Source organism: Pseudomonas sp. GOM7, assembly GCF_026723825.1.
Taxonomy (GTDB): domain Bacteria; phylum Pseudomonadota; class Gammaproteobacteria; order Pseudomonadales; family Pseudomonadaceae; genus Aquipseudomonas.
The window spans coordinates 979,828-997,259 of record NZ_CP113519.1; the positions used below are offsets into that span (position 1 = coordinate 979,828).

Here is a 17,432-nt window from a genome sequence, read left to right on the forward strand (position 1 = left end):
CGTTGGTTCCTGCTGTGGCAGCTTTTGTAAACGTCAGACGGCTGCCGTTCAGGTTGCCAACGGCTGTTGCTATTGCGCCTGCTTCAGCGCCTCTTGCAGGCGCTGATTGCTGGCCGCGTTGGCCTGGTCGATCTGCTGCTTGAGTTGCTCCATCTGCTGCTGGGCCTGTTGCGCTTGCTTGGCTTGCAGGCTGGCGGTGGCGGCGGTTTCACCGGCGCCACAGGCGGCAAGGGTGAGCAGTAGGGCAAGGGTGCAGAGATGGGACAGGCGCATGGTGGTTTCCAGGTGGGGGCACTGGCTCATAGAGTGACCGATTTCGCCTGATTTGTATGTGCCACCATGCGCAATCTGTCAGGCCAGTGCCGTGCGCTGTCGACCTTCCACGCGCCGTTTCAGCGCCGCCCCTTCGACTATCTCCAGGCCACCGCCCTGGGCGCGCGCGGAACGACCCCAGTCTTCTAGCAGTTCCATGCAGGCGTGGTCGATGTAGCTGACCCGCGCCAGGCTCAGGTGCACGCGGGTGCCGGGCTCGACGCTGGCCAGCACCTTGGCCAGCTGTGGCACGCGCAGGAAGGTGGCAGCGCCGCTCATGCGCAGCTCGGCGCTGTCTGCGCCGGTGGGCACCAGCTTCACGCGCAGGCGCGAGGCGTTCCATACCAGTTTCAGCAGGGTCAGGGCGAAGCCCACCAGCACACCGGTCAGCAGATCGGTGAAGACGATGCACAGCGCCGTGGCCGCGTAGATGATGACGGGGATGCGCCCGTACTGGCCGAGGCTGCGCATGGCCTTGGGATCGACCAGCTTGCAGCCGGTGTACACCAGCACCGCACCGAGGCTGGCTACCGGAATGCTCTGCAGCACGCCGGGTAGCAAGGCCACCAGGGCCAGCAGCCAGGCGCCATGGAGGATGGTGGAAGCACGACCACGGGCACCGGCCTGGACGTTGGCCGAACTGCGCACGATCACGCCGGTCATCGGCAGGGCGCCGACCGCACCGCAGAGGATGTTGCCGATACCCTGGGCGGAGAGTTCACGGTTGAAGCGTGCGCGCGGGCCGTCATGCATGCGATCCACCGCCGCAGCGGATAGCAACGTCTCGGCGCTGGCGATAAAGGCCAGGGCCAGGGCGGCGACCAGCAACTGCGGATCGGCCAGGCTGGCCAGCCCCTGCGGGGTGATCCAGTCGATGGCATCGCCGAGGTTGGCCGGCAGTTCCACGCGCTTGACCGGCAGTGCCAGCCACAGGCTGACCAGGGTAGCGAGGGTCACGCCGACCAGAGCGCCGGGCAAAAAGCGCACGGGCGCCGGGCGATAGCGCTCCCACAGCCAGATGCTGGCGATGGTGCCGAGGCCCACCAGGCCGGCGATCATGGCATTGCCTCCGGCCAGGTTCAGGGCGTCGCGCACCGCACCGGGGAAGGCCAGCAGGTTATCCAGGCCAGACGCCTGGGGCGAGGCGTCGATCATCACATGCACCTGCGATAGCACGATGAGAATACCGATGCCGGCGAGCATGCCGTAGACCACTGCCGGTGCGGTGACGCGAAACCAGCCACCGAGGCGCAGGGTGCCGGCGGCGAGCTGGATCAACCCGGCCAGCAACAGCACTGGGCCGAGCGCGGCCATGCCGTGGGTGCGCACCAGCTCGAACACCAGCACGGCGAGGCCGGCCGCCGGGCCGCTGACCTGCAGCGGCGCACCGGCGATGAAACCGACCACCAGACCGCCGATGATGCCGGTGATCAGGCCCTTGGCCGGCGGCATGCCGGAGGCGATGGCGATACCCATGCACAAGGGCAGGGCGACGAGAAAGACCACCACGGACGCCAGCGCGTCCCGTGGCAGTGTGCGAAATACATTCATAAGGCTGTCTCCTGGCAAAAGGGTGCCCACCGGCCTTGTGGGCCGGGAGCCAGAGAGTGGAACGTCAGGCGCTGGCGTAGCGCGGTTGCGGGGTGGCGCAGGGCTGCTCGTCGCCATCCAGCGGCAGGAAGCTGCCCGAGGCGGCGTCATAGGCACGGATGCCGCCGCTGTCGATGTCGTAGACCCAGCCGTGGATGTGCAACTGGCCGCTGGCCAGGCGCGCGGCGACCGAGGGGTGGGTGCGCAGGTGGTCGAGCTGGGCGACGACGTTTTCTTCGGTCAGCACGCCGAGGGTTTCATGGGCGCTGCCGCAACTGCAGTTGTCCGCCACGACGCTGCGTGCCACTTCGGCGTGGCGCAGCCAGGCGCGCACCGTGGGCATGCCGTCGAGGCTGGCGGGGTTGAGCACGGCTTTCATCGCACCACAGTCGGAGTGGCCGCAGACGATGATGTGCTTTACGCCGAGAGCGAGCACCGCATACTCGATGGCAGTGGAGACGCCGCCGTTCATCTGCCCATAGGGCGGCACCACGTTACCCACGTTACGGGTGACGAACAGGGTGCCGGGGTCGCTCTGCGTGATCAGTTCGGGGACGATGCGCGAGTCTGCGCAGGTGATGAACATGGCGCTGGGTGCTTGTGCCGAAGCCAGGCGCTTGAACAGCGCCTGCTGCTGCGGATAGACCTCCTGACGAAAGCGCCGAAAGCCCTGTACCAACTGATGCAGGGCAGCCTGGGCCTGATCCTTGGGTACGGGGCGCAGGGTGTTGTCGGTTCGGGTAGCGGTTGAGTTCATCGTTGCATCTCCTGTCATTTTCCTGAGTGACGTTCTCGACTGCTGACCAAACGCCTGTGACCTGTCGGTCACTTCCGGAGCAACGATAAGGATTCTTACTTAACCAAAACTGAACCGCGCGGCTCTAAAACGCCACTATGCGGCCGTTTTGTGGGCGTGCGAGTCATCGGTAGGGCGCACTCAGAAGCGCAGCGAACAGTGCGCCGTTGCGTGGCCTGAGCGGGTATTTTAGGGAGGGCATGCGTGCTGAAGGCAGCGGGTTGTGCTGCTGCGGTGGGGTGTTCGCTGGCGCTCCTGAACCCACCCTACGGGGCTGGTTATCGTTGAGGCAGCTACCCGGTTGGATCGCTTCGGTGGGCGCTCGCTGGCGCTACGAGCGGTCGGCGTTCCGGCCCATCACGGGGCCTGAGCCTCGTCCGGCGGTTACTGCTCGCCCTTCATGGCTGTTTGCAGGCCGAACATGAGCAGCAGGAGGTTGGCGTCCGGTTCCAGCTCGGTCTGCACTTGTTTGCGAACCGGAGCGATGGGGCAGGGTGCCGTGCTGCAGTCGCGGGCATCCAGCACGCGTGGGCCGGGTTCTTGCCAGGCGGCTGCCGCCACTGCCGTGACACCCAGGGCAGCAGCGAAGAACAGACCTCTAGCGATTTCTAGTTTCATCTTGCTAACCCTTTGAAAGTACGGCGAGCGTGTCTGGGTAACCCTAGCCGAAACTGGCGGAGTTCAAGTACTTCCTGACGAACGGTTATCCGTTGGCGAGGGAGGCAGCACGATAACGCTTATTCGGGCCACTCAGAGATTTTTCAGACCGCCGGGATACACCTGGGCATAGCCAGCGAGCAATTGTGCCCAGTCGGCATCGTTCCACGGGCTGTGGCGGCGCAGTTGGCGCAGGTCATGATGGGCTGCCTGGCGTCGAGTGAGGCGGCGGCGGCTTTTTTCCAGATCGAGCAGGGCGACCTGGGGGCGTTCGCCATCCATGCGCACGAATACATGCTTGGCATACAGGCAGCCGTGTTGCCAGCGGCCCAGGTGCATGCGCGCCAGGGTTGCACCGATCTGTTGCAGCAGGCGGGCATGCTGCGCCTCGCCGCAGGCTTCGCGCCCGCCCTGGGCATACCATTGCTCGATGTGCTCGAAGCCTTCCAGGGCTTGAGTCACCAACATGCCGCGCCAGCCGTGCTGCGGATCATGTTCGACGCCGCAATAGACCAGGCGTGGTACGGGGACACCCAGCTCTTTCAGAGCAACCAGGGCGCTGCGCTCGCGCAGAACGGTAGGGCGCCCCTTGGGGTGCAGCAGGCTGCGGTAGATATGGCCGATCTGGCGTTTGGCGTAGAACACGCCGTCTTCATCCAGCAGGCGTTGTACGCCACTTTCGCCACTGCGACGGACATTGGGTGCTTCGACCCAGTCACCCTGGCGCTGCCACCAGTGCTGGAAGGCGTGCTGATAAGTCACCGTCATATTGTTGTTCTTCTGCTTGAGTGTCGTAAGAAGCCTGAACGGCCGTGCACGAAAACTAAAGCAAAGACCATTCCTGCGTCCATAAAAAACCCCGCGACAAGCGCGGGGTTCTTTTAGAAGCGAGGGAGCCGGTCGGCTTACATCATGCCGCCCATGCCACCCATACCGCCCATGCCACCCATGTCAGGCATGGCCGGAGCCTTGTCGTCAGCCGCGTCGGCTACCATGGCCTCGGTGGTGATCATCAGGCCGCCGATGGAGGCAGCAGCCTGCAGCGCCGAACGGGTCACCTTGGCCGGGTCGAGAATACCCATCTCGATCATGTCGCCGTAGGTGTCGGTCGCGGCGTTGAAGCCGAAGTTACCCGAACCCTGCTTGACCTTGTCGACCACGACGCTCGGCTCGCCGCCAGCGTTGGCCACGATCTGACGCAGCGGCGCTTCGACAGCGCGGCGCAGCAGAGCGATACCGACGTTCTGGTCTTCGTTGTCGCCCTTCAGGCTTTCGATGGCCTGCAGAGCACGCACCAGGGCTACGCCGCCGCCAGGTACCACGCCTTCTTCCACTGCAGCGCGGGTGGCGTGCAGGGCGTCTTCGACGCGGGCTTTCTTCTCTTTCATCTCGACTTCGGTGGCAGCGCCAACCTTGATCACAGCAACACCGCCAGCCAGCTTGGCCAGACGCTCTTGCAGCTTCTCTTTGTCGTAGTCGGAAGAGGTTTCTTCGACCTGCTTGCGGATCTGCGCAACGCGGGCTTCGATGTCGGCCTGGGCACCAGCACCATCGATGATGGTGGTGTTGTCCTTGTTCAGCACGACGCGCTTGGCGTTACCCAGGTGCTCCAGAGTGGCGCTTTCCAGGGACAGGCCGACTTCTTCGGAGATCACGGTACCGCCGGTGAGGATGGCGATGTCCTGCAGCATGGCCTTGCGACGGTCGCCGAAGCCCGGTGCCTTGACGGCAGCAACCTTGACGATGCCGCGCATGTTGTTGACCACCAGAGTCGCCAGGGCTTCGCCTTCGACGTCCTCGGCCACGATCAGCAGCGGACGGCCAGCCTTGGCAACGGCTTCCAGCACCGGCAGCAGTTCGCGGATGTTGCTGATCTTCTTGTCGACCAGCAGCAGCAGCGGGCTGTCCAGCTCGGCGACCATGGTGTCCGGCTTGTTGATGAAGTAGGGGGACAGGTAGCCACGGTCGAACTGCATGCCTTCTACCACGGACAGTTCGTTTTCCAGGCCCGAGCCTTCTTCGACGGTGATGACGCCTTCCTTGCCGACCTTGTTCATGGCTTCGGCAATGATGTCACCGATGGAGCTGTCGGAGTTGGCGGAGATGGTGCCGACCTGAGCGATGGCCTTGGAGTCGGTGCACGGCTTGGCCAGCTCTTTCAGTTGGGCGACGATGGCGGTGGTGGCCTTGTCGATGCCGCGCTTCAGATCCATCGGGTTCATGCCGGCAGCGACGGACTTCAGACCTTCGTTGACGATGGCCTGAGCCAGAACGGTAGCGGTGGTGGTGCCGTCACCGGCAGCGTCGTTGGCCTTGGAGGCAACGTCTTTGACCAGTTGCGCGCCCATGTTCTCGAAGGCGTCTTTCAGTTCGATTTCCTTGGCAACCGAAACACCGTCTTTGGTGATGGTCGGGGCGCCGAAGGATTTGGCCAGTACCACGTTACGGCCTTTCGGGCCGAGGGTGGCTTTTACTGCGTCAGCCAGGACGTTGACGCCAACGAGCATTTTCTTGCGGGCGGAATCGCCGAATTTGACTTCTTTAGCAGCCATGTTGAGAGCTCCTCAATTCTTGACGGTTATGCAGAGATTCGCGGGAATCAGGCTTCGATGACGGCGAGAATTTCGTGCTCGCCCATGACCAGCAGGTCTTCGCCGTCAACCTTGACGGTGTTGCTGCCGGAGTAGGGGCCGAATACCACCTTGTCACCAACCTTGACGGCCAGCGGACGTACTTCGCCGTTGTCCAGAACCTTACCGGTACCGACGGCAACGACCTCACCCTGGTTCGGCTTCTCGGCAGCCGAGCCCGGCAGCACGATGCCGCCAGCGGTTTTGGTCTCTTCTTCGCTGCGACGGATCACGACGCGGTCATGCAGAGGACGAAGCTTCATTGTCGATCTCTCCTAACAATTGAATGGCCAACTTGCCGACCCTTGCTTGGGCGGCGGGTTTGTAAAATCCGGCTAGGCCGGGAGCGGCACGCTGGGCGTACCGCGAAAGTCGGACTGCCTCGATGGGCAGGCACCTTGCGGTGACTGCTACATGTGGGCGGGTCAGGGCATTTCAAGGGGCGGGATGAAAATTTTTTACAACGCGGGCGCCGCGAATGGGCGCCCGTGGGAGGGATCAGTCGCGACGCTCGTACTCGCCTTCGAGCACGTTGGGATGGGTCTTGCCGGCGCGGGCGGCGGCATCGTCGAAGAAGGCGCGTTGGCGCAGGGCCTGTTCCTCGGCGCGGCGGCGGATCTTGCCCACCAGCAGGCGACGGGTGAAGGGGATCAGGCAGAGTACGCCGAAGATGTCGCTGATGAAGCCCGGCAGCAGCAGTAGGCCACCGCCGACGGCGATCAGCAGGCCTTCGAGCATTTCCTGCTCGGGCATCTCGCCGCGGGCCAGTTTTTCCCGGGCGCGCCAGGCGGTGGCGACACCGGCCACGCGCAGCAGCACGCTGCCGAGTACGGCGGTACCGATCACCAGCAGAATCGTCGGCAGTACGCCGATGGCGCTGCCCACCTTGATCAGCACGGCCAGTTCGATGATGGGGAACAGCAGGAACAGAAACAGAAAGGCACGCATGGCTTTGAAGTCCTAGGCGGAAGCAAGCTTCCAATGAGGAGTAAGTATGGGGTAGTGGCCTGAATTCAAGCTGAAGAGCGTCTCTAAAAACTACCTGCGTTGCCAGCACCGCGTTAAAAACAAGCTCAAAATGCTCATTTACAACTCGTAAAGTCGGTCGCGACCCCGGCCGTTTTTCGCTTGTTTGATTCGCTGGCGCTCACCCTTCGGGCCAGCCTTTGGCTGTTACTCCCGTTGGTCGTTGCGTCTTGTGCTGGCTGCCTCGCCTACATTTTTAGAGACGCCCTCAAGAGGCTGTCGATTGTGGCCATTGCTCGGCCCGGGCCAGCATCACCAGGGCTTCACGCACCTGCCCCGGGTTGTTGCAGGGTGTTGGAAAGGCCAGCCAGTACAGGCTTTGGCCGATGCGCAGGTGGAAGCCTTCACAGTCGACAGCGGCCATCTGTGCAGGTTCATGATCGGGCAGGCCGGCCAGTTGTACGTAATGAGCGATGGCGCTGGCATGGTCGGCATTCATGTGCTCGACCATGCCGGCTTCACTGCCATCGGCGGCAAAGGGGTTGGCCAACGCCACCTCGTCGAGCCAGTGGATGGCGCCAAAACCCCCGATGAAGCGCCAGCGCACCGGTTCCAGGCGCCAGAAATCGAAGTCATGCGCCCGGTGGTAGTCGCGCGATTGGGGGAAAAAGCGGTAATAACGCTGTGCGGCCGCTTCGATCTGCTCTTCGTCATGCAACTGTCGTGCTTCGGCGAGCAGAGTGAGGCGGCCGGCTGCCTGCACATCCTCTGCGCCGCGCTCGCCGATCAGCAGTGAGCACTTGGCGTCCTGCTTGAGGTTGTGGGTGTGCTGGGCGATACGGCTGATGAGGATGAGAGGATGGCCCTGGGCATCCAGGCAGTAGGGGACTACCGAGCCGAAGGGAAAACCGGGCATGGCCTTGGAATGGGTACTGAGCACGCCACGGTATTCCTTGAGCAGTAATTCTCGTGCATGCTTGCCAGCTTTCACGCTCACCTTATGACTCCTCGCAGAAGATCCGTCATAAACGGACAGACGCTCTAGCATAGCGCTTCAGGGCTCCGGCGGGGTTGATTGATGCTGTTACTTCGAGGGGATATAAGCCATGCAACTGAAAGACAAAGTCATCATCATCACCGGTGGTTGCCAGGGGCTGGGGCGTGCCATGGGCGAATACCTGGCCGCCAGAGGTGCCAGGCTGGCGCTGGTCGACCTCAATCAGGAGAAGCTCGACGAGGCCGTGGCTGCCTGCAAGGCTGCTGGTGGCGATGCCCGGGCTTACCTGTGCAACGTGGCTAATGAAGAGCAGGTCACCCACATGGTGGCCCAGGTGGCCGAGGACTTCGGCGCCATCAACGGCCTGGTCAACAACGCCGGGATCCTGCGTGACGGCCTGACCATCAAGGTCAAGGACGGCGAAATGACCAAGATGAGCCTGGCGCAGTGGCAGGCGGTGATCGACGTCAACCTGACCGGCGTGTTCCTCTGCACCCGCGAAGTGGCGGCGAAGATGATCGAGCTGAAGAACGAAGGCGCGATCGTCAACATTTCTTCCATTTCCCGTGCTGGCAACATGGGCCAGGCCAACTACTCCGCCGCCAAGGCCGGTGTCGCCGCCGATACCGTGGTCTGGGCCAAGGAGCTGGCGCGCTACGGCATCCGCGTGGCAGGCGTGGCGCCAGGCTTCATCGAAACCGAGATGACCGCCAGCATGAAGCCCGAGGCGCTGGAGAAGATGACCGCCGGCATTCCGCTCAAGCGCATGGGCAAGCCGGTCGAAATCGCGCACTCGGTGGCCTATATCCTGGAAAACGATTACTACACCGGGCGCATTCTCGAGCTCGATGGCGGTATTCGTTTGTAAGCGGCACCTGAACGAAAAACGCCCCGACTGGTTCGGGGCGTTTTGTTTGTGGCTGATGGTGCGCGCAGCGCACCCTACGGGCGGCGTTCTGTTTTTTCTGTAGGGTGCGCTGTGCGCACCGCCGCATGGCTCAGTGCGTGCGCGCCACGGCGAAGCGGCTGAGTTCGATCAGGGCGTCGCGGTATTCACCAGCTGGCAGTGCGTCGAGGCAGGTGATGGCGGCTTCGGCGTAGTCGCGAGCGAGCTGGGCGGTGTATTCCAGGGCGCCGGAGGCTTCCACGGCGGCGCGGATGCTCTCCAGATCCTCGATGCCACCTTTCTGGATGGCGCGGCGCACCAGGGCGGCCTGCTCTTCGCTGCCTTCGCGCATGGTGTAGATCAGCGGCAGGGTCGGCTTGCCTTCGGCCAGGTCGTCACCGACGTTCTTGCCAAGCTCGGCGGCATCGCCCTTGTAGTCGAGCAGGTCGTCGACCAGTTGGAAGGCCACGCCGAGGCGGTCTCCGAAGGTGAGCAGCGCCTCGCGCTGGGCTTCGCTGGCGCCGGCCAGGGCGGCGGCGGAGTGGGTCGACGCCTCGAACAGCATCGCGGTCTTGGCGCGGATGACTTCCATATAGGTGTCTTCCGTGGTGCTGGCGTCGCGCACCTTGGACAGTTGCAGCACCTCGCCCTCGGCGATAACGCGGGTGGCGTGGGAGAGAATCTTCATCACCGGCATGGAGCCGAGCTGCACCATCATCTCGAACGAGCGGGAATAGAGGAAGTCACCCACCAGCACGCTGGGTGCATTGCCCCACTGGGCGTTGGCGGTGCTGCGGCCACGGCGCATGTCGGACATGTCGACCACGTCGTCGTGCAACAGGGTGGCGGTGTGCAGGAATTCGATGGTGGCGGCCAGCAGGCGCAGATCGTCATGCTGGTAGCCCAGAGCGCGACCGCTGAGCAGCACCAGCAGCGGCCGCAGGCGCTTGCCCCCGGCGGAGATGATATAGTCGCCGATCTTTTCCACCAGCGGCACGCGCGAGACCACCTGCTGGCGAATGATGCCATCGACGGCGGTGAAATCGTCCGCTACCACGCGGTAAAAAGCCTGGGGTTGCATCGACAAGGCACACTCCTTCTAAACTGCGCGGCATGCTAGGTGGCAGGGTATGGGCTGTCAAGGAAGCAGCTCCAAGCCTCAAACGGCAAGCTTCAAGAAAAGCTGGGCAGGTGCTTGACATCGCTCGGTCGCTCTGCCGATACACTGGCTTAGCTTGCAGGGGGCGGCCATCCGTCTTGCAGCTTGCAGCTTGCCTGCCGCTTGCGTACAATCGCGCACCCTGAACTTCCCCCTGGGCATTTCCCTGCCTTACGCAATTGCAAGGGTGTCACTTCCGGCCCCGAGCAGCCATGCCAGCCAATAATCATGCTTCTAAAGCGCTGGGTGAGCAGGATCAACGGAGATTTACCATGTACGCAGTAATTGTTACCGGTGGCAAGCAATACAAGGTTGCCGAAGGCGAGTTCCTGAAAGTCGAGAAACTCGAAGTCGCCACCGGTGAAGCCATCACCTTCGATCGCGTTCTGCTGGTTGCCAATGGCGACGATGTCAAGATCGGCGCCCCGGTCGTAGACGGTGCCAAAGTGGTCGCCGAAGTCGTTTCGCAAGGCCGTCACGACAAGGTTCGCATCATCAAGTTCCGCCGTCGTAAGCACCACATGAAGCGTCAGGGCCACCGTCAGTGGTTCACTGAGATCAAAATCACCGGCATCCAGGCCTGATTCGTCGGCCCCGATCCCTTTATAGGAGTATTGACTCATGGCACACAAAAAAGCTGGCGGTTCTACCCGTAACGGCCGCGATTCCGAAAGTAAACGCCTTGGCGTGAAGATGTACGGTGGTCAGGTCATCAAGGCCGGCAACATCATCGTGCGTCAGCGCGGCACCCAGTTCCATGCCGGCGTCGGCGTGGGCATGGGCAAGGATCACACCCTCTTCGCCAAAGTCGAAGGCGTGATCAAGTTTGAAGTGAAGGGTGCTTTCGGCCGTCGCTACGTGAGCGTCGTTCAGGCCTAATCGCCTACGCGCTGGAAAAGCCCTGTCCGTAGGACGGGGCTTTTTTATTGGCTCGCCATCCATGGCGGCAACCCTCCGGGCCGTCGCCGGCGACGTCAAAAAACGCTCCAGGCGTTTTTTTTATTTGTGTATCTTTGGTGCGCTTGCCCAATCCGCTAGTTCTGGATGATTCGGCAAGCGTTCCCCCAGCCCGCTGATGACGCGGGAGGCAGACTGATGAAATTCGTCGACGAAGTATCGATATTTGTAAAAGCCGGTGACGGCGGTAACGGCATGATGAGCTTCCGCCGCGAGAAGTTCATCGAGAAGGGCGGCCCCAACGGGGGCGATGGTGGTGACGGTGGCTCGGTGTTCCTCGAGGCCGACGAGAACCTCAATACCCTGATCGACTACCGCTACACCCGCAAATTCTTCGCCCAGAACGGCGAGAAAGGCGGCAGCACCGATTGCACCGGGGCCAAGGGCGAGGATCTGATCCTGCCGGTGCCGGTGGGCACCACTGTGATCGACGTCGCCACTCAGGAAGTGATCGGTGATCTGGTCAAGCCCGGTCAGCGCCTGATGGTCGCCCAGGGTGGCTGGCACGGCCTGGGCAACACCCGCTTCAAGTCCAGCACCAACCGCGCGCCACGGCAGACCACGCCGGGCAAACCGGGTGATCAGCGTGATCTCAAGCTGGAGCTAAAGGTGCTGGCCGATGTCGGTCTGCTGGGCCTGCCCAATGCCGGCAAGAGCACCTTCATCCGTGCTGTATCGGCCGCCAAGCCGAAGGTCGCTGACTACCCCTTCACCACCCTGGTGCCGAACCTGGGGGTGGTCAGCGTCGACCGCTTCAAGAGCTTCGTCGTTGCCGACATTCCCGGCCTGATCGAGGGCGCCTCGGAAGGTGCCGGCCTGGGTATTCGCTTCCTCAAGCACCTGGCGCGTACCCGCCTGCTGCTGCACCTGGTGGATATGGCGCCGCTGGACGAGAGCGATCCGGCCGAAGCCGCACAGGTGATCATCGAAGAGCTGGCGCGTTTCAGCCCGGCGCTGGCCGAGCGGGATCGCTGGCTGGTGCTGAACAAGATGGATCAGATTCCCGAAGAAGAGCGCGAGGCGCGCAAGGCCGATATCGTCGCCCGCTTGAATTGGGAAGGCCCGGTGTATGTGGTGTCGGCCATCAGTCGCGACGGCACCGAGCGTATCTGCCGCGACATCATGCATTACCTGGAAGTGCGTGGTGAGCGCATCGCCGAGGATCCGCTCTTCGCCGAGCAGTTGGCTGAGCTGGATCAGCGCATCGAGGACGAGGCGCGGGCTCGTCTGCAAGCCATGGATGACCAGCGAGCGTTGCGTAAATCGGGCGTGCGCAGTGTCGATGAGATCGACGAGGACGACGACTTCTTCGATGATGAAGACGACGATGGCCCGGAAATCATCTACGTCCGGGATTAAGCAAATTTCCAACGCCGCTTAATTGCGGCGTTTTTGTAGGTGGGTTGGAACCCATCGTTTTCTGGCTAAGGTTGGAAGATCATGCGTGACAAGGTGACCGGCGCGAAGCGCTGGGTGGTGAAGATCGGCAGTGCACTGCTGACTGCCGATGGGCGCGGCCTGGATCGTGCCGCCATGGCGGTGTGGGTCAGTCAGATGGTCGCACTGCGCGAGCAGGGCGTGGAGCTGGTGCTGGTGTCCTCCGGTGCGGTGGCGGCCGGTATGAGCCGTCTGGGCTGGAGCAGCCGACCTAGTGCGATGCACGAATTGCAGGCCGCTGCTGCCATCGGCCAGATGGCGCTGGTGCAGGCCTGGGAATCGAGCTTCGCCGAGCACAACCGGCGTACCGCGCAGATTCTGCTGACCCACGATGACCTGTCCGACCGCAAGCGCTACCTCAACGCGCGCAGTACCCTGCGCACCCTGGTGAACCTCGACGTGATCCCGGTGATCAACGAGAACGACACCGTGGTCACCGACGAGATTCGCTTCGGCGACAACGACACCCTGGCCGCGCTGGTGGCCAACCTGGTGGAAGCTGACCTGCTGGTGATCCTTACCGACCGCGACGGCATGTACAACGCCGACCCGCGCCACAATCCCGATGCCGAGCTGATTTCCGAGGCCCGCGCCGACGACCCGGCACTGGACGCCGTAGCCGGGGGCGTGGGTGGAGCGTTGGGGCGTGGCGGCATGCAGACCAAGCTGCGCGCGTCGCGCCTGGCGGCGCGCTCCGGGGCGCACACGGTGATAGTCGGTGGCGCCATCGAGCAGGTGCTGGCGCGGCTCAAGGCCGGTGAGCGCCTGGGCACCTTGCTGGCGCCCGAGCGTGGCCTGTTGGCGGCGCGCAAGCAGTGGCTGGCCGGCCATCTGCAGACCCGTGGTACCCTGGTGCTGGACGCCGGTGCGGTCAAGGCGCTCAAGCAGGATCACAAGAGCCTGCTGCCGGTGGGGGTGAAGGCCGTACAGGGCAGCTTCCGCCGTGGCGAGATGGTGGTCTGCGTCGATCAGCAAGGCCGCGAGATCGCCCGTGGCCTGGCCAACTACAGCGCGCTGGAGTCGCAGAAGATCATCGGTCAGCCATCCGATGCCATCGAGAAATTGCTGGGCTATGTGGATGAGCCCGAGCTGGTGCATCGGGATAATCTGATTCTCGTCTAGGAGATAAGGAATGCGTCTGTTCAAGGGATGTGTGCTGAGCCTGTTGATGCTGCCCAGCCTGGCACTGGCCGAGACCATCGGCGAGGTGTCGACGGTGTTCAAGTGGCTGGGGCCGAACGACAAGATCGTCGTCGAGGCCTTCGACGATCCCAAGGTCGAGGGCGTGACCTGCTACCTGTCGCGGGCCAAGACCGGCGGGGTGAAGGGCGGCCTGGGCTTGGCCGAGGATCGCGCCGAGGCTTCCATCGCCTGCCGTCAGGTCGGCCCCATTGCATTCAAGGGCAAGCTCGAGGACGGCGAGGAGGTGTTCAAGGAGCGCACCTCGCTGGTGTTCAAGACCATGCAGGTGGTGCGTTTCTTCGATGCCAAGCGCAACACCCTGGTGTATCTGGTCTACAGCGATCGGGTGATCGAGGGCAGCCCACAGAACGCGGTGACCGCCATCCCGATCCTGACCTGGGGCAAGCCGTAGGGTGCGCTGTGCGCACCAGTTCAGGCATGGGACGGGCGCACTCTACGTCTAAATAAAAAACCGCCCCGAAGGGCGGTTTTTTCATGCGGGCCGATCAGGCGCTGGGCACGTCCAACTGCAGGCGCTGGTTCGATTGTGCCTGCACTTCACGGTAACGCTCGGCGTCCTTGGCCAGGACGTCGGCCAGGGCCGGGAAGATCTCGCCCAGCTTGCTCGTCCAGCTTTCGCTCTTGGCCTGTTCGGGGAAGCAGCGATGGATCAGGTCGAGCATGATCGACACGGTCACCGAGGCACCTGGCGAAGCGCCGAGCAGGGCGGCGATGCTGCCGTCCGCGGCGGCCACCAGTTCGGTGCCGAACTGCAGGATGCCACCTTTCTTCGGATCCTTCTTGATGATCTGCACGCGCTGACCGGCCACTTCCAGGCGCCAGTCCTCGGCCTTGGCCTCCGGGTAGAAGCCGCGCAGGGTTTCCAGACGCTTCGCTTCGGACTGCATCACTTCCTTGATCAGGTAGCGGGTCAGATCCATGTTGTCGCGCGCCACCGCCAGCATCGGGCCGAGGTTGTTGGGGCGTACCGACAGCGGCAGATCCATGAACGAGCCATGCTTGAGGAACTTGGTGGTGAAGCCGGCGTAGGGGCCGAACAGCAGGGATTTCTTGCCGTCGACCACACGGGTGTCGAGGTGCGGCACCGACATGGGCGGCGAGCCCACGGCGGCCTGGCTGTAGACCTTGGCCTGGTGCTGTTTGACGATTTCCGGGTTGTCGCAGCGCAGCCACTGGCCGCTGACCGGGAAGCCGCCGAAGCCCTTGCCTTCCGGAATGCCGGAGAGCTGCAGCAAGGGCAGCGCACCGCCGCCGGCACCGAGGAAGACGAAGCGGCTCTTGAGCTTGCGCGTAGCACCGGAGCGGGTGTCCTTGATGTCCACCAACCAGCCGTCGCCGTCACGCTCGAGGTCGGTGACCTTCTGATTGCAGGTGACCTTGGCGTTCGGCAGGGTGATCAGGTAGTCGAGCATCTGCTCGGTGACCGCGCCGAAGTTGACGTCGGTACCGGCTTCCACGCGGGTCATGGCCAGCGGCTCGCTGGGGTCACGGCCAGGCAGCAACAGCGGCGTCCAGGCGTCGATGGTGGCGCGATCCTCGGTGTATTCCATATGCTCGAAGGCATGGTGCTGACGCAGCGCCTCGAAACGCTTCTTGAGGAAGGCGATACCCTTGTTGCCACGCACGAAGCTCATGTGCGGCACCGGGTTGATGAAGGATTTCGGCGAGTGGATCGCGCCTTTCTCCACCAGGTAGGCCCAGAACTGCTTGGATTCCTCGAACTGCGTGTTGATGGTCACCGACTTCTTGATGTCGATGCTGCCATCGGTGCCTTCCGGGGTGTAGTTCAGTTCGCACAGGGCGGCATGACCGGTACCTGCGTTGTTCCAGGGGTTGGAGCTTTCCACCGCGCCAGACTCGCGCAGCTCCAGCACCTCCAGGGTGAGACCGGGATCGAGCTCCTTGAGCAGCACGCCCAGGGTCGCACTCATGATGCCGGCGCCAACCAGCACCACATCTACGCTTTGGTAATCGTTATGCGCCATTAACCTCTCTCCAAGAAATACTGCACCAGATGGGCCGGCCTACTGGCCTGCCGTGGCATGCCGTGGGCTCAGGCGCTACGCCTGGCCAAGTGATGGGGAGGGTCAAGGCTCATTTCAACAGACGCACGTTCGTTCATGTCTTCGCCACACTCTTGTGAAGTTGTTAAACCCGTTTTATCGCGTTCTTTTGGAACGGCGAACCTCAAAAGCTCGTCAGCTCCGGCCTGTTTCAGCCTGCGTATCCTGAGTTCGCACAGGTGCAGGCGTATAGGTGGGGGGGCTGAGAGCGGCTACCGGATGGCAGCTCGAAGTGGGCGACTCTCTGAGAGGGGAAGCCGAGAATGTTGCATCGGCGGGATGCTGCGGCCCGATCAGGAGGCGTCCTTATAATCGGGGCGTGATTATAGCGATGAATGAAGCGAAATTGAGCGTCCGGCGTGACTTTTATTCTCGACTCGGTCAGGCGGCCAACGGGCTGGTGGCTCGCGCCTGTCGGCTGGCGGGCATCAGACGAGCACTGGCAGGCAGAGCGCTGCCGAGCCAGGACATGCGTGATTCGCTGACTTCCACCCAGCGACCGCCTTCTGGCGGTTGCTCGCACTGGCGCAAGGCGCGGCAGATGCCTTGCGCATCCAGCAGGGCGAAGTGGCGCAGTGGCTTGCGTGGGTTGAACAGGCGGCGCAGGGACAGCATGGCGAACATCCTGAATAATGGCTGTCCGCATTTTATGCCGGAAGCGGGTGACAGCCTGATGACAGGAACCGGCATGTCCGCTGGGTGGTCGGATGCTACGCGCATGGCTGTTGGCACCCGCCCCCTGTGGGTATACTGCCTGCCACTTTCTTGCCACCCCTCTCGGAGAGATCGAGCATGCTGCATCGTGCGTTGTTCGCCCTGCTTGCCGCCGCCAGCCTGACCCTGGCCGGTTGTGCCCTCAGCCCTCAGCAACTCACCCCGCAACCCAAGCTCACCAGTTCGCTGACCCCGGTCGGTCAAGGGCAGCCGGTGGTGGTGCGGGTGGTCGATGGTCGTTCCTCGCCGGTGCTTGGCACCCGTGGTGGCCTGTATCCGGAAACCAGTGCCATCAGCGTCAGCAGCGAGTACGTGCTGCCGAAGCTGCAGGCCGAGGCCGAGGCTGCGGTACGTCTGCTTGGCTTCACCCCGTCGCCCAATGCCTACAACGCCCCGCAACTGACCATCACCCTGGCCGATCTCAAGTACCAGTCGCCCAAGGAGGGGCTGTACGTCACCGAGGCCGATATCTCCGCCTCCATCCGGGCTGACGTACAGAACGCCACCCGTCGCTACACCGGTCGATACGGGGCTTCGCTGAACCAGCGTTTCGGGACGGCGCCGAACCAGCAGACCAACACCAAGCTGGTGGGGGACGTGCTCAGCGATGCGCTGACCCGCGCCTTCAAGGATCCGACCATCGGCCAGATTCTGTCTCAGTAACAGAGCGCAGAAACGCAAACGCCCCGCATCGCGGGGCGTTTTCATTTGCGTGCAGGGCAGTCAGGCCGCTTCCTGATACATCTCAGGCAGGCTCATGCCGGTGCGGTTGTCGATGTCCGGCAGGTCATAGTGTTCATGGCCACCCAGAGCGCAATACACCAGCCAGTGCTGGTCTTGTACGTTGAAAGACAGTTCGTCGACCACGGCTTCCACTTCATCCAGCGAGTCGATCAGGTAATCACGATCTAGAGGTTGCGGGTTGAGCATGGTGGTGTCCTCCTGGGACGTTGAGGTGCGCTTGGGCACGGTCATGACTGGTAAGTCACATCAAGTGATTCAAACCCTAGGCCAGTCTCATGACGGTTTTCAGACGAATTCGTGATAGTCGCTTACGTTCGTCGG

At 62.9% G+C, this 17,432-nt stretch carries 20 protein-coding genes; 7 read left to right on the forward strand and 13 right to left on the reverse strand.

The window, feature by feature from the left end:
* Positions 1 to 69: 69 nt before the first annotated feature.
* The 9 genes from OU800_RS04420 to OU800_RS04460 all read right to left on the reverse strand — a co-directional run bounded on the left by OU800_RS04420 (position 70) and on the right by OU800_RS04460 (position 7,948).
* Positions 70 to 273 carry a hypothetical protein gene (locus OU800_RS04420; protein ID WP_268181490.1) on the reverse strand — a complete coding sequence of 68 codons (204 nt, stop codon included), beginning with the start codon at positions 271 to 273 and terminating at the stop codon, positions 70 to 72.
* 78 nt (positions 274 to 351) lie between these two features.
* Positions 352 to 1,863 carry a SulP family inorganic anion transporter gene (locus OU800_RS04425; RefSeq protein ID WP_268181491.1) on the reverse strand — a complete coding sequence of 504 codons (1,512 nt, stop codon included), beginning with the start codon at positions 1,861 to 1,863 and terminating at the stop codon, positions 352 to 354.
* 64 nt (positions 1,864 to 1,927) lie between these two features.
* On the reverse strand, positions 1,928 to 2,659 hold the full coding sequence (locus OU800_RS04430; RefSeq protein WP_277373891.1) for a carbonic anhydrase: 732 nt from the start codon (positions 2,657 to 2,659) through the stop codon (positions 1,928 to 1,930).
* Between the two features lie 423 nt (positions 2,660 to 3,082).
* Positions 3,083 to 3,316: a hypothetical protein gene (locus OU800_RS04435; protein WP_268181492.1), complete on the reverse strand. Its 234-nt coding sequence runs from the start codon at positions 3,314 to 3,316 to the stop codon at positions 3,083 to 3,085.
* A 132-nt stretch (positions 3,317 to 3,448) separates the two neighbouring features.
* Positions 3,449 to 4,123: a lipopolysaccharide kinase InaA family protein gene (locus OU800_RS04440; protein WP_268181494.1), complete on the reverse strand. Its 675-nt coding sequence runs from the start codon at positions 4,121 to 4,123 to the stop codon at positions 3,449 to 3,451.
* Positions 4,124 to 4,260: 137 nt separating this feature from the next.
* A complete protein-coding gene (gene groL / locus OU800_RS04445) occupies positions 4,261 to 5,907 on the reverse strand; it encodes a chaperonin GroEL (RefSeq protein WP_268181496.1) in 1,647 nt (548 codons plus the stop codon).
* A 47-nt stretch (positions 5,908 to 5,954) separates the two neighbouring features.
* Positions 5,955 to 6,248, reverse strand: a complete 294-nt coding sequence (locus OU800_RS04450) for a co-chaperone GroES (RefSeq protein ID WP_021700385.1) — start codon at positions 6,246 to 6,248, stop codon at positions 5,955 to 5,957.
* 235 nt (positions 6,249 to 6,483) lie between these two features.
* Entirely contained in the window at positions 6,484 to 6,933 is a 450-nt protein-coding gene (locus tag OU800_RS04455) for an FxsA family protein (RefSeq protein ID WP_268181498.1), read from the reverse strand.
* Positions 6,934 to 7,219: 286 nt separating this feature from the next.
* Entirely contained in the window at positions 7,220 to 7,948 is a 729-nt protein-coding gene (locus OU800_RS04460) for a HugZ family pyridoxamine 5'-phosphate oxidase (RefSeq protein ID WP_268181500.1), read from the reverse strand.
* Between the two features lie 109 nt (positions 7,949 to 8,057).
* Between OU800_RS04460 and OU800_RS04465 the strand changes: the two genes are divergently transcribed.
* Complete coding sequence (locus OU800_RS04465; RefSeq protein ID WP_268181502.1) at positions 8,058 to 8,816, forward strand: SDR family oxidoreductase; 759 nt, start codon at positions 8,058 to 8,060, stop codon at positions 8,814 to 8,816.
* Between the two features lie 130 nt (positions 8,817 to 8,946).
* Here OU800_RS04465 and OU800_RS04470 read toward each other — a convergent pair whose 3' ends face one another.
* Positions 8,947 to 9,915: a polyprenyl synthetase family protein gene (locus OU800_RS04470; RefSeq protein WP_268184185.1), complete on the reverse strand. Its 969-nt coding sequence runs from the start codon at positions 9,913 to 9,915 to the stop codon at positions 8,947 to 8,949.
* A gap of 350 nt (positions 9,916 to 10,265) precedes the next feature.
* Between OU800_RS04470 and rplU the strand changes: the two genes are divergently transcribed.
* From rplU to OU800_RS04495, 5 genes are all read left to right on the forward strand, one after another.
* On the forward strand, positions 10,266 to 10,577 hold the full coding sequence (gene rplU / locus OU800_RS04475) for a 50S ribosomal protein L21 (protein ID WP_159973539.1): 312 nt from the start codon (positions 10,266 to 10,268) through the stop codon (positions 10,575 to 10,577).
* 37 nt (positions 10,578 to 10,614) lie between these two features.
* Positions 10,615 to 10,872 (forward strand): 50S ribosomal protein L27, encoded by a 258-nt coding sequence (gene rpmA, locus OU800_RS04480; protein WP_268181504.1) that lies wholly within the window; start codon positions 10,615 to 10,617, stop codon positions 10,870 to 10,872.
* Positions 10,873 to 11,088: 216 nt separating this feature from the next.
* Positions 11,089 to 12,309 carry an Obg family GTPase CgtA gene (cgtA, locus tag OU800_RS04485; protein WP_268181506.1) on the forward strand — a complete coding sequence of 407 codons (1,221 nt, stop codon included), beginning with the start codon at positions 11,089 to 11,091 and terminating at the stop codon, positions 12,307 to 12,309.
* Positions 12,310 to 12,390: 81 nt separating this feature from the next.
* Positions 12,391 to 13,509, forward strand: a complete 1,119-nt coding sequence (gene proB / locus OU800_RS04490; protein WP_268181508.1) for a glutamate 5-kinase — start codon at positions 12,391 to 12,393, stop codon at positions 13,507 to 13,509.
* 10 nt (positions 13,510 to 13,519) lie between these two features.
* On the forward strand, positions 13,520 to 13,981 hold the full coding sequence (locus OU800_RS04495) for a CreA family protein (protein WP_268181510.1): 462 nt from the start codon (positions 13,520 to 13,522) through the stop codon (positions 13,979 to 13,981).
* 94 nt (positions 13,982 to 14,075) lie between these two features.
* On the opposite strand, the gene mqo is transcribed toward OU800_RS04495, so the two are convergent.
* Together mqo and OU800_RS04505 are read right to left on the reverse strand one after the other, a co-directional pair.
* Positions 14,076 to 15,575: a malate dehydrogenase (quinone) gene (mqo, locus tag OU800_RS04500; protein ID WP_268181511.1), complete on the reverse strand. Its 1,500-nt coding sequence runs from the start codon at positions 15,573 to 15,575 to the stop codon at positions 14,076 to 14,078.
* Between the two features lie 459 nt (positions 15,576 to 16,034).
* Positions 16,035 to 16,268, reverse strand: a complete 234-nt coding sequence (locus OU800_RS04505; RefSeq protein ID WP_268181513.1) for a hypothetical protein — start codon at positions 16,266 to 16,268, stop codon at positions 16,035 to 16,037.
* Between the two features lie 177 nt (positions 16,269 to 16,445).
* Between OU800_RS04505 and OU800_RS04510 the strand changes: the two genes are divergently transcribed.
* Positions 16,446 to 17,030 carry a YajG family lipoprotein gene (locus OU800_RS04510; RefSeq protein WP_268181515.1) on the forward strand — a complete coding sequence of 195 codons (585 nt, stop codon included), beginning with the start codon at positions 16,446 to 16,448 and terminating at the stop codon, positions 17,028 to 17,030.
* A 60-nt stretch (positions 17,031 to 17,090) separates the two neighbouring features.
* Here OU800_RS04510 and OU800_RS04515 read toward each other — a convergent pair whose 3' ends face one another.
* On the reverse strand, positions 17,091 to 17,297 hold the full coding sequence (locus OU800_RS04515; RefSeq protein WP_268184187.1) for a hypothetical protein: 207 nt from the start codon (positions 17,295 to 17,297) through the stop codon (positions 17,091 to 17,093).
* Positions 17,298 to 17,432 lie beyond the last annotated feature (135 nt).